Source organism: Nocardia arseniciresistens, from assembly GCF_046764875.1.
Classification (GTDB): Bacteria; Actinomycetota; Actinomycetes; order Mycobacteriales; family Mycobacteriaceae; genus Nocardia; species Nocardia arseniciresistens.
Genome location: NZ_JBKORD010000006.1, coordinates 373,160 through 384,343, shown reverse-complemented (window position 1 = coordinate 384,343; position 11,184 = coordinate 373,160). Strand labels below are relative to the sequence as shown.

Below are 11,184 nucleotides of genomic sequence, written 5' to 3'. Positions count from 1 at the left end.
CTCAGAGCGGAACCGGTCGTCGATTCACCGAGGCCGGGCGGTGTGGATGATCTCTCGGGCCAATGCTCGGTATTGCTCGGCACCGACAGATTTGGGTGCCCAGGTAGTGATGGGTTCGCCTGCGATACTGGCGTCGGGGAACCGGACGGTTCGCGAGATCATCGTGTCGTAGACCCGCTCGCCGAAGGTTTCGGCAACCCGTGCCAATACCTGACGCGAATGCAGGGGGCGGGCATCGAACATGGTGACCACGATTCCGAACAGGCTCAACCGCGGGTTCAGCCTGTCGCGAATCTTGTCCATGGTGTCGATGAGCAGCGCGAGCCCGCGCAGCGAAAAGAACTCGCACCGCATCGGGATGATCACACCGTCCGCGCAGGCAAGCGCATTCACGGTGAGCAAGCTCAATGCGGGCTGGCAGTCGATGAGAATGTAGTCGTAGCGGTCACGAATCGGATCCAGCACGCGCCGTAGCGATTGTTCCCGACCGACCTCGTTGACCAGTTGGATCTCCGCCGCGGACAGATCGATATTGCTGGGAAGAAGATCCATGTGGTCGACGCTGGTTTTCATCAGCACCTCGTCGATCGGCGGCGCCGCCCTGCCGAGCAGGTCGTATAAAGTCCAACTCACGTCATGGGGAGCACCCAACCCGGCAGACAGCGCCCCCTGCGGATCGAGGTCGACCACTAGAACACGCCGACCGCATTCTGCGAGCGCAGCGCCCAGATTGATAGTCGAGGTGGTCTTGCCGACGCCGCCCTTCTGATTACACAAGGCAACAATCTGTGCTTCGCCTCGGGATACCTCGGTCTCCCTCGAGGCTGCGGACGCATCGACCACACTCAGCATCCGCCGACGCTCCTGCCGGTTGCTGTCTTCGACTCACTTTGACTGCGGGGCAGTTCAATAGGTGACAGATCGGTTGCTGACATGTCGCTAGGTTAGCCGGAGGTTCCCAACGGCGGATCAACAGGGCGGGTGAGTGTTGCTCACGAATCACTCCCTCGAACTTGCCTGGAGTGTTGTCGCCCTCAGTGTTCTCGGTGGCCACCGGCGCTCAGGCCCGCCTCTTGTGACCGCGCGGGTAGTTGCACCGTGACACGTAACCCGCCGGCGGGGCGGGGGATGAGGGTGAGAGTTCCGGCGTGTGCTCGGGTGATGCTGGGTGCAGGACTACGCGTACTTCCGCTAGCCAGGATGTGACGGCCTGGACCAAGGATCAGCCTGCACGCCCGGGAACCGGGCAGGCGTCGGCCGCCTCGGCGACGACCTGGGGTTCGATGGATGCGGCCGGGCGTTCGCCGCGTTCCCAGCTTTCGCCGGTCACGGCCGCGACAGTGGCTAGCGCGTTCAGCTCTGTTGGCTCGAAAACCCTTCCACGACTGAGGAATCGGAGCCCCTCCGGCGACTCCAGGCTGAAGCCGGAACCTCGTCCCGGCACGACATCGAGCACGAGCTGGGTGTGCTGCCATGCGGCGAACTGCGGGCCCGAGATCCACACCGCCGCGATATCGTCGGGTTCGGGCGGCGTTTCGGAAAGTTCGCCGACCTGCAACCGAAGATCGAGCAGTCCGAGCAGCACATCGCGATCGCCGATCACGAATTCGCCTGCGGGATAGCACATCGGGGCCGAACCGTCACAGCAGCCGCCGGACTGGTGCAGCATCAGCCGACCGTGCATGCCGCGGAGGCGACGGAGTAATTCCATCGCCGCCGCGGTCGCACGCACACGCCGGGGAATGGCGTCGGCCATCAGAAGAAGCCTTGCGCCTTGGACGCGTAGCCGACCAGCAGGTTCTTCGTCTGCTGGTAGTGATCGAGCATCATGCGGTGGTTCTCCCTGCCGATACCGGACTGCTTGTAGCCGCCGAACGCCGCATGCGCGGGGTATTGGTGGTAGGTATTGGTCCATACCCGTCCGGCCTGGATATCGCGGCCAGCCCGGTAGGCCACCGCGCCATCGCGCGACCACACGCCCGCGCCGAGTCCGTAGAGCGTGTCATTGGCGATCTTGATGGCGTCGTCGTAGTCCGCGAACGGGGCCACCGAGACGACGGGACCGAAGATTTCCTCCTGGAAGATCCGCATCGCGTTGTTGCCCGCGAAGACTGTCGGCTGCACGTAGTAGCCGCCGGACAGGTCGCCGCCGAGGTCGGCACGCTCACCGCCGGTGAGCAGCGTCGCGCCCTCGCCTTTGCCGATCTCGATGTAGGACAGGACCTTTTCGAGTTGGTCGTTGCTGGCCTGCGCGCCGATCATGGTGTCGGTGTCGAGCGGATCGCCCTGCCGAACGGCCTTGGTGCGCACCACTGCCGAGGCCAGGAATTCGTCGTAGATATCGGCTTGGATGAGCGCGCGCGACGGGCACGTGCAGACCTCGCCCTGATTGAGCGCGAACATGGTGAAGCCCTCGAGTGCCTTGTCTTGGAAGTCGTCGTTCGCTGCGAGCACGTCGGAGAAGAAGATGTTGGGGCTCTTGCCGCCGAGTTCCAGGGTGACCGGAATCAGGTTCTGCGAGGCGTATTGCATGATCAAACGGCCGGTGGTGGTCTCGCCGGTGAAGGCGATCTTCTTGATCCGTGGGCTCGACGCCAGCGGCTTGCCCGCCTCGACGCCGAAGCCGTTGACGATATTGAGCACGCCGGGCGGCAACAAGTCACCGATGAGGCCGATCAGGAACAGGATCGAGGCGGGGGTCTGCTCGGCGGGCTTGAGGACGACGGCATTGCCCGCGGCGAGGGCGGGTGCGAGCTTCCAGGTAGCCATCAGAATCGGGAAGTTCCACGGAATGATCTGGCCGACCACGCCGAGCGGTTCATGGAAGTGGTAGGCGATGGTGTCGACGTCGATCTCCGACAGCGAACCCTCCTGGGCGCGAATGGCGCCCGCGAAGTAGCGGAAGTGGTCGACCGCGAGTGGGATGTCGGCGGCCAGGGTCTCGCGTATCGGCTTGCCGTTGTCCCAGGTTTCCGCGAGGGCGAGGGCGTCGAGGTGTTCCTCCATCCGGTCCGCGATCTTGTTGAGGATGACCGCGCGCGCGGCGACCGAGGTCTTGCCCCAGGCCGGTGCGGCGGCATGCGCTGCATCGAGAGCCAGTTCGATGTCCTCGGCGGTGCCTCGGGCGACCTCGCAGAACGGCTGACCCGTGACCGGGGTCGGATTCTCGAAGTACTGACCCTTGACGGGCGCTACCCATTCGCCGCCGATCCAGTTGTCGTATCGGGCCTGGAAGGACATGGCGGCATCGGGTGTTCCCGGGCGGGCGAAGACAGTCATCGAGGGCTCCTCGTTCTGCGGACATTTCCTGTATCAGGTGTGATCCGGAACACTACGAGCCAGCATGTTGCACGACAGTTGCAACAAACTGGTCAGATGCCCAATTTGCGATCCAGTAGCGTCAGCTGCGTTCTGACCTGGGCATACATCGAGGACCGCCGGTCGAGTGAGGCAAGGTAGGCGGTCCACGCCGCAATATCTTCGCGACCGTCGACCGAACTGGTCCAGCGGCGGAGCAAACGGCGATCACCCGCCCTCAGCAGGGCGGCGCGCAGGCGACCACGCAACTCGACGCGACGTTCCTCGATGCCGGGTGCGAGCGAGCGGGGCAGAATCGGGCCGGAGTAGGCGCGCAATGCCGCCGATGTATCGCCGCGTGCCAGTGCCCGCTGAACCTCGCCGACATCGGTGTCGAGATCCATCAGCAGTCGGTACGGGCGTGAGCCGAGAGCATTGGCGCCCAACATCTTTCGCACCCGGGACAGCTCCGCTCGCACCGTCACCGGGTCCAACTCCGATTCGTCGAGCAGCATGGCGAGGTGGTCGGCGCTCAGGCCCTCCGGATGGTCGGCAAGAAGCAATAGGATCTCGGCATGCCGCTGCGAGAGGCGGATGCGCTCGCCGCCACGAGTCAGCGACGGGCGGTCCGAACCGAGCACCTGTAGGCGTGCGGCCGCCGGGTGGGGTGGTTTCGGCGAGTTGAGCAGGTGTAGCCGGAGCTCGGATTCCGCGGCGAGCACCGTGGCCCTGATCAGCGAAAGTACCTCGGGCACAGCGACTCGCGGGCCACCGGTGATGTCGATGGCGCCGATGATCCGGCCGCTGAGCGGATCGTGCACTGGGGCCGCGGAGCAACTCCACTCGTGCACCGCGCGGCTGAAGTGTTCGGCTCCGAAAATCTGCACGTGGTGATCGAGGGCGAGTGCCGTGCCGGGTGCATTGGTGCCTACCCGGTCCTCGCTCCAATCGACGCCTTCGACGAAGTTCATGGCCAGCGCCCGATCCTTGACCTTCGAATCACCCTCCACCCAGAGCAGCCGCCCCTCGGCATCGCTGATCGCGACGAGTAGCCCCGCATCGGCAGCATCTTCCACCAGCAATTTCCGCACCACCGGCCGAATCAGCGCCGTCGGATGCGCGGCCCGATACCGCTGGAGTTCCAGACCATCGAGATCCACCGCATCGCCGAACCCGTCCGGGTCGACGCCATTGTCGCGACTGCGATGCCAGGAATCGAGAACCACCGAGCGCACCGAGTCACCATCGGAGCGCAGCGACGGCAGCCGGTCGACACCTTCGACGAAGGAACGATGCGCGAACGACACCCGCCGCGCCAGCTGCGCGACGTCATCGCCCGGTCGCACGGCGACCCAGGGATTTCCGTGCGCTGCTGTGCTCAATCGGTTTCCTTCACCTCTGCCCCGCAACCACTGTAACGCCGGTCACATCCGGTGTATGCGAGGGTGACAAAGATGGACCGTGGCCACCGGTTTCGAGCTAGTCCCGGATGGGGTTCGGCGGCTCGTCGCGGATCGATGCGCCGGTGCTCGCGAGAATTGTCCTGGCGACCAAGTCCGGATTGTCGATCATCGGGACGTGTCCTACTGCGGGCAGGATCTCGAATCGCGCTTGCGGCAGTCGTTCTCGGGCGATTCGGCCGTTGACTTCGGCGGGCACGATGGCATCGTGCGCCGACCATGCCAGGGTGATCGGGCAGGGGAGTGGGTTCAGCGGCGCTATCTGCTCGGAGGTTGTCAGCAAGTCCTCGGTGATCGAGCAGTGCAGCAGGTCGGTCGCGGCATCGAGTGCGCGAGCCGGTGTGAGTCGATCGGCGTGTATGGCGATGTCGCGCATGGCCAGCCGCCGGATTGTCGCGGACTCGAGCGCGAGGGGTTGTATCCGGCGCGTGATTCGGGTGAGAGCGGCTATACGTCGCAGCCTGCCGACGCCGCCGGTTTGCCCGTGTGTGCCCGCGTCCCAGAATCCGGCGGGCGAGAGTGCGCAGACACTGCTCGCGCGCCCACGCCTGGCCAGTTCGATGCCCATCCATCCACCAATGGAATTGCCGGCGATGTGCGGTCGGTCGAACCCTAGGTCGTCGAGCATGCGCTGTGCGGCGTCGATCAGGTCGCTGACCCGAGCCGGGCGCCGTGTCGGAGGGGGGCCGCCGCGATGCCCGAGGGCGCTCAGCGCGACAACCTCGTGATGTGGCGACAGCAAAGGAATGAGCTCATCCCATACCTTCGCGGACATGGTGACGCCGTGTAGCAGAACCAGTGGAGCCTTACCGGAGACCATAGCGGAGTTTGGCATGCCTGCCGCACGCGTGTACGGGGTGACCTCCGCACATCGATGGCCGCCGGTGCGATGGTCCGACGCTCGTGCATGGTGCGCCGGTACCGTGTGAGCATGGCCCTCAGTTTGCAAGAGCGACAAGAGTTCCTCGCGCAGCCGCATATCGGCGCGCTTTCGGTTTCGGCCGGTCAGGACCGAGCTCCGTTGACCGTTCCGATCTGGTACGAGTACGTCATCGGCGCCGAATTGTGGGTGCTGACGGGCGTCGGTAGCAAGAAGATGAAGCTGCTCGAGCAGGCTGGTCGATTCAGCCTGATGGTCGACACGGTGAAACCACGTGTTCGCTATGTGACGGCGTCCGGTCCGATCACGCGGGTCACGCCGATCACTGACGAACAGCACCGCGAAATGGCGGCGCGTTATCTACCTGCCGACAAGGTCGAGGCCTACCTCGCGGAGGCCGCGACCTTCGGTGCACAGGTCGCGGTCTATATGCGCCCGGAGCATTGGTTGTCGGCCGATCTCGGCAGCGGGTAGGCGGCGGTAATCGTCATCGCCGGTCCGAGCCGACGATGTGCAGAGCGAATCCGCTGGTGCCGGGAGATTCTCGACCCGATACCAGCTCCGAACCGTCCTGGTATGTCACGCCGGTGTAGTCGCCGCCGGACTCCTGGCGGTACGGGATCGGTTCGGCGGTGAATGCGGTCGCGAGTCGTTGCCGGTAACGTTCGGCGATCTCGGTGTAGCGCTGGTCGTCCAGATGGGCCGCGCTGTGCTCGACGAACGGCTTCAGCACATCGAAGCCGGTGAAGGACAGCACGCCGTGGTTGATCGGGAAAAGCAGGTCGTCGATGGAGCCATTGACTCCCCGCTCGGTGTAGTGCCCGATCCTGCCGCCTGTGATGGTGGCGACCAAGGCGCGTTTGCCGGCGAACGGCCCCGCACCATAGCGCGGCATCTTCGCGCCGTACGCGAAGTCGTAGGTGAATACTCGGTCGATCCACCCTTTGAGGATTGCGGGCATAGTGAACCACCACAGCGGGAACTGCAGGATGACCAGGTCGGCGTCGAGCAATTTTTGTTGTTCGGCGCGGATGTCCTCGATGAGTCGCCCGGATCGGTAAGCCTCTCCCGAGGCATGCATGAAATCCGGACCGGTGATGCCGTCGAAGTCTGTGAAGTCGGCCGCTGCCTGCCATTTCATGGCGTACAGGTCGGTGACAACGACATCATGGCCGTCCGCGCGCAGGGTGCTGACGGCGAGGTCCTTCAGGGAGCCGGTCAGCGAGTTCGAGTCGGGGTGTGCGTAGACGATCAGTACGTTCATACTGGCGATCCTGCGCCCGATGCCGGACACCGACCAGAGACTGATTGTCCGCCGGACACGGATTCCTGGGACTGGCAGGACCACCATCGTCACGACCGATCCGATTGGCCCATGAACGCCCGCACCCACCGCCGACTCGGTTCCAGATATCGCTGTCGAGCCTCGGCGAACAGGTGCACACTGGCGGGGCCAGGCCAGTCGGGTGGCAGCATCTCGTCGGGGAGGCCGGGGTCGATGTAGGGGATGATGCGCCACTCGTCGAGCACGGGGATGAAGTGCGCGAAGGCATTCTGGTCGGTGGTGTCCTCATGGTCGAGGATGTCGCGGTGACGCTGGTGGAAGGTTCGGTGCCGGGCCGCGAGATCCGCGAGGTCCCACCATTGCGCGGCCGCTTCCCGCAGGGTGCCGGGCACGGCAGGGTCGGTCGCGCGAAACGATGTCACGTAGTCGTCGAGGTTCAGTGCCGCGACGATCGCGGCTGCTTCTGCCGCGAGATATTCCGGGTAGATCCACAAACCCGCCGATACCGTACCGCAGCCGATCGACGAGAGGCGTCGCCGAAGTTGGTGCCGGGCTGCGCGTTCGGACTCCGGAATGCCGAAGGACATCAGTCGCCAGGCGTCGCCGGGGGCCATGTGGCGGAAGCCGAAGATGCGAGGATCGCCGCGCGAGTACATCGCCAGCGCGGCTTCGGTCAGCGCGTAACCGTTGCGCCCGCAGCGACTCTCGGCGCGCAGCACGCCTCTGCTCTTCAGGCGCGTGACCGCGGTCCGGGTGTTCTGTGGCGGAACACCCAGCAGGGCAAGCAGTTCGGTGAAATCAGCGATCGCGATCCACCCGCCGAGGTCTCGGACGTATGCGCCGAGCACGGTGCGGGCCAGGGAGGTCGCGCTGCCCGGGCGCGAATCGAGGTCGTCGAGAACGGCGCCCGCGAGCGCGGGCCGCCGATCAGTGTGTGGTGAGTTCATCGCGGATGGCCCGTACTCCGGCGAGGACCTCGCCGAATGTCGTGCTCAACGGGCTCATGCCCAGTCGAATCCCTTGGGGCGGACGGAAATCGGGAATAATGCCACGCTGCCACAGCCGTGCGGTGATCTCCTGGAATCGGGGATGGTCGATCGTCACGTGTCCGCCTCTGCGTGCGGGGTCCAGTGGTGACGACATCCGGACCTCGAGCGGGAGCAACCAGGTCTGTGCGAGTTCGACGGCGAATTCGGTGAGCGCGACCGACTTCGCTCGAACGGCCGCCATCCCGACCTGCTCGATCAGGTCGAGGGTGTCTTGGATCGGGATCATTCCGACGATCGCGGGAGTCCCGCTGATCACCCGTCTGATCCCCGCGGCGGGGACGTAGCCCTGCGCCATCTCGAACGGCTTCTCCCGACCCATCCACCCCCAGATCGGCTGCGTGAAATCGGCCTGGTGCGCGGCAGCGACATAGGCGAACGCCGGTGCGCCGGGACCGCCGTTCAGGTACTTGTACGTGCAGCCGACCGCGAAATCGATAGCCCACCTGTCGAGTTCGATCTCCACCGACCCCGCCGAATGGCACAGATCGAGGAGCAGTAGAGCCCCGGCCGCATGCGTGGCCGCGCACACCGCGGCGGCGTCGAGCAGGTATCCGGACCGGTAGGCGACGTGACTGAGCACGACGAGCGCGGTGTGTTCGGACACGGCATCGCCAACGGCCCGTGCGGTGACGCCTCCTGCGAAATCGGTCTCGATCCACCGCAGCGTCAAGCCCAGGTCGCTCGCGATGGACTCGAGCAGGTAGCGGTCGGTGGGAAAGTTGTCCCGGTCGAGGACGATCTCGGTGCGGCCGGGCCGCAACGCCATGGCGCCGCGGGCGAGCTTGTACAGCAGCACGGTGGTGGAGTCGCCGACCGTGGTCTGCCCGGCGGCCGCACCGAGGACCGCTGCGCCTATCCGGTCGCCGATCGTCAGTGGTAGATCGAACCACTGCTCTTCCCAGCCGCGAATGAGTCGACCACCCCACCCCTCGGTGAGGAACGCCGCGAGTCGCTGCGCTGTCGCCCTGGTCGGTCGCCCGAGGGAATTGCCGTCGAGGTAGGCGACGATCTCCGGGTCGTCGCTGCCGAGGAACTCGGCGGGATAGTCGCGCAGCGGATCTGTCTCGTCGAGTTGGCTCGCACGCGTGGCGAAGTCGGACATCATGGTCACAGGTTCAGCGACCTGTCTCGGTGCGCACGGCGAACAGTTCGGGAAAGAAGGTGAGATCGAGTGCGCGTCGCAGGAACCCGGCGCCGCTGGATCCGCCGGTGCCGCTCTTCATTCCGATCACGCGCAGCACTGTGCGCATATGCCGGAACCGCCACAGCTGGAAGTTCTCTTCGAGGTCGACCAGCTCCTCGAACGCCTCATAGGCCGACCAATGTTCTTCCGGGGCTTCGTAGATGGACTTCACCAGCTCGAGCAGATTCGGGTCGAGGACGTAGGCCTCGGTGACGTCTCGATCCAGTGTCGAGCGGGGCACGTCGAGCCCGACGCGGGAGAGGTGGCGCCAGAACGCGTCGTAGAGGGTCGGCTCGTGCAAGAGCGTTTCCAGCTCGTCGTGTGCGAGGGGATCTGATGCGAAGACGGGCAGCATGGCGGCGTTCTTGTTGCCGAGGATGAACTCGATGGCACGGTACTGATGGGACTGGAAGCCCGACGAGTCGCCGAGGAAGTCACGGAACTGGGCGTATTCGGTCGGCGTCAGGGTCGCGAGCACGGACCACTGTTCGGTCAGGGTCTTCTGGATGTGTTTCACCCGCGCAATGCATTTGAGCGCCACGCCGATGTCGTCGGCGTCGAAAGCCGCACGGGCTGCCCGTGTTTCGTGCAGGACGAGCTTGAGCCACAGCTCGGTGGTCTGGTGCTGAATGATGAACAGCAACTCGTCGTGATGAGCCGGTCGGCTGACGGGGTGCTGTGCGCTGAGCAGGGCGTTCAGGTCGAGGTAGGTGCCGTAGCTCATGCGGGAGCTGAAGTCGGTGACGATGTCTTGCTCGAGCGCGCGAGTGTTGCTGTGGAGAGTCATGGGTGTCCTCGTCGTTGCGCTGCGATCTATATGTTCATCGTATGGCATTATCATGACGGACGCTACGGTAATGTTATACGCATGGTTGGGACGAGTCGGCGTGCGCTTCGCGTTGTCGCCGGTCCGGATGCCGTCACGGACCTGCGGACCGCCGATGAACTGCTGTCGCGAGCGTGCCGAGCCAGGGGAGTGGCAGGCGAACTGGTGTCGACGACAAGTGCGGCGGAGTTCTACGCCGCCGTCGAAGCCGCCGTACCGTTCGGTGAGTTCGTCGTGGTGCCGGGTTCGTTGTCCCGCAATTTCGCCGATCTAGAAGTCATCCGGGTGGATTTCGGGCAGCGCGAGCCCGATCGCAGCGCCGGAGTGCGCGTCCACATCCGCGGGCGCGGGCTGGACGGTCTCCGCTATGCCGTCGACAGCTGGTACTTCCATCGCTTCCATCCGTCGACCACCGTCGCGTACGGGCAGCACGCCCAGCAGCGTGTGGAGATGCGAATCCCGACAGGCCGCGGTCCGTTTCCGGTGGCCGTGCTGATTCATGGCGGATACTGGAAGCCGTGGTGGGACAGCGATCTGATGGACGCGATGGCGGTCGATCTCACCGCCCGCGGCTACGCCACCTGCAATATCGAGTACCGCCGTCCCTCTGAATCCAATTGGGCCGCAACAACAAGCGACGTCGAATCGGCTTTCGGCAGCCTTACGACAACGCCGGAGGCGCACCGCCTCGACCTGGATCGTGTTGTCGTGATCGGCCATTCAGCCGGTGGGCAGCTGGCGGTTCGCATGGCGGCCGACACCGCGGCCGCACCATTGCGACCAGCGTTGGTGGTGAGCTTGGCGGGGGTGTTGGACCTGCGGACCGCGGACCAGCGCGGGCTCGGAGACGACGCGGTATCAGCGGCACTCGGAGGCAGGTACTCGCCCGCGTCCGAGATCCACCGCCGGGCATCGCCGATCGAGCGGCTGCCGATCGGTGTGCCACAGCTGGTGGTGTGCGGGCTCGACGATGAACCTGATCTGCTGGAGATCAGTAGGCATTACAGCGACCGCGCGCGACTATCGAACGATCGGGTCGCCACCCTCGAGTCGCCCGGCGACCACTTCGCAGTGATCGAACCGCGCAGCGAGATCTGGCAGCGGACCGCGGAGTGGGTAGCCGGAATGGTGTGAAGGCCAACGTTGGCAGGCATGCGGTGTGGTCGAGAGCCGAACTGGCCGAAGGCACGTGAATGGCGCGGCG

At 65.1% G+C, this 11,184-nt stretch carries 11 protein-coding genes; 2 read left to right on the top strand and 9 right to left on the bottom strand.

All coding sequences use genetic code 11. The features are described from left to right. Positions 1–24: 24 nt before the first annotated feature. The 5 genes from ACLMAJ_RS13775 to ACLMAJ_RS13755 form a co-directional block, all read right to left on the bottom strand. Complete coding sequence (locus ACLMAJ_RS13775) at positions 25–852, bottom strand: ParA family protein (protein WP_412014027.1); 828 nt, start codon at positions 850–852, stop codon at positions 25–27. 370 nt (positions 853–1,222) lie between these two features. Next, positions 1,223–1,759, bottom strand: coding sequence for a DUF779 domain-containing protein (locus ACLMAJ_RS13770; RefSeq protein ID WP_412014083.1), 537 nt, complete (start codon positions 1,757–1,759; stop codon positions 1,223–1,225). Then, positions 1,756–3,279: an aldehyde dehydrogenase gene (gene adh / locus ACLMAJ_RS13765; protein ID WP_412014026.1), complete on the bottom strand. Its 1,524-nt coding sequence runs from the start codon at positions 3,277–3,279 to the stop codon at positions 1,756–1,758. The genes ACLMAJ_RS13770 and adh overlap by 4 nt, the downstream gene beginning before the upstream one ends. A gap of 92 nt (positions 3,280–3,371) precedes the next feature. After that, the gene (locus tag ACLMAJ_RS13760) at positions 3,372–4,679 is read right to left on the bottom strand and encodes a transcriptional regulator (protein ID WP_412014025.1); all 1,308 of its coding nucleotides are present in this window, start codon (positions 4,677–4,679) and stop codon (positions 3,372–3,374) included. A gap of 97 nt (positions 4,680–4,776) precedes the next feature. Then, entirely contained in the window at positions 4,777–5,592 is an 816-nt protein-coding gene (locus tag ACLMAJ_RS13755; protein ID WP_412014024.1) for an alpha/beta fold hydrolase, read from the bottom strand. A gap of 96 nt (positions 5,593–5,688) precedes the next feature. Between ACLMAJ_RS13755 and ACLMAJ_RS13750 the strand changes: the two genes are divergently transcribed. Then, a complete protein-coding gene (locus ACLMAJ_RS13750) occupies positions 5,689–6,111 on the top strand; it encodes a pyridoxamine 5'-phosphate oxidase family protein (protein WP_412014023.1) in 423 nt (140 codons plus the stop codon). 13 nt (positions 6,112–6,124) lie between these two features. Here the strand turns inward: ACLMAJ_RS13750 and ACLMAJ_RS13745 are convergent, their stop codons facing one another. The 4 genes from ACLMAJ_RS13745 to ACLMAJ_RS13730 form a co-directional block, all read right to left on the bottom strand. Continuing rightward, the gene (locus tag ACLMAJ_RS13745; protein WP_412014022.1) at positions 6,125–6,901 is read right to left on the bottom strand and encodes an NAD(P)H-dependent oxidoreductase; all 777 of its coding nucleotides are present in this window, start codon (positions 6,899–6,901) and stop codon (positions 6,125–6,127) included. A gap of 89 nt (positions 6,902–6,990) precedes the next feature. After that, positions 6,991–7,869: a PaaX family transcriptional regulator gene (locus ACLMAJ_RS13740; protein WP_412014021.1), complete on the bottom strand. Its 879-nt coding sequence runs from the start codon at positions 7,867–7,869 to the stop codon at positions 6,991–6,993. After that, on the bottom strand, positions 7,850–9,076 hold the full coding sequence (locus ACLMAJ_RS13735; protein ID WP_412014020.1) for a kynureninase: 1,227 nt from the start codon (positions 9,074–9,076) through the stop codon (positions 7,850–7,852). The genes ACLMAJ_RS13740 and ACLMAJ_RS13735 overlap by 20 nt, the downstream gene beginning before the upstream one ends. A gap of 10 nt (positions 9,077–9,086) precedes the next feature. Continuing rightward, on the bottom strand, positions 9,087–9,941 hold the full coding sequence (locus ACLMAJ_RS13730; protein WP_412014019.1) for a tryptophan 2,3-dioxygenase: 855 nt from the start codon (positions 9,939–9,941) through the stop codon (positions 9,087–9,089). A gap of 81 nt (positions 9,942–10,022) precedes the next feature. Here ACLMAJ_RS13730 and ACLMAJ_RS13725 point away from each other — a divergent pair, with 81 nt between their 5' ends. Then, a complete protein-coding gene (locus ACLMAJ_RS13725; protein WP_412014018.1) occupies positions 10,023–11,114 on the top strand; it encodes an alpha/beta hydrolase family protein in 1,092 nt (363 codons plus the stop codon). The last annotated feature ends 70 nt before the right edge of the window (positions 11,115–11,184 follow it).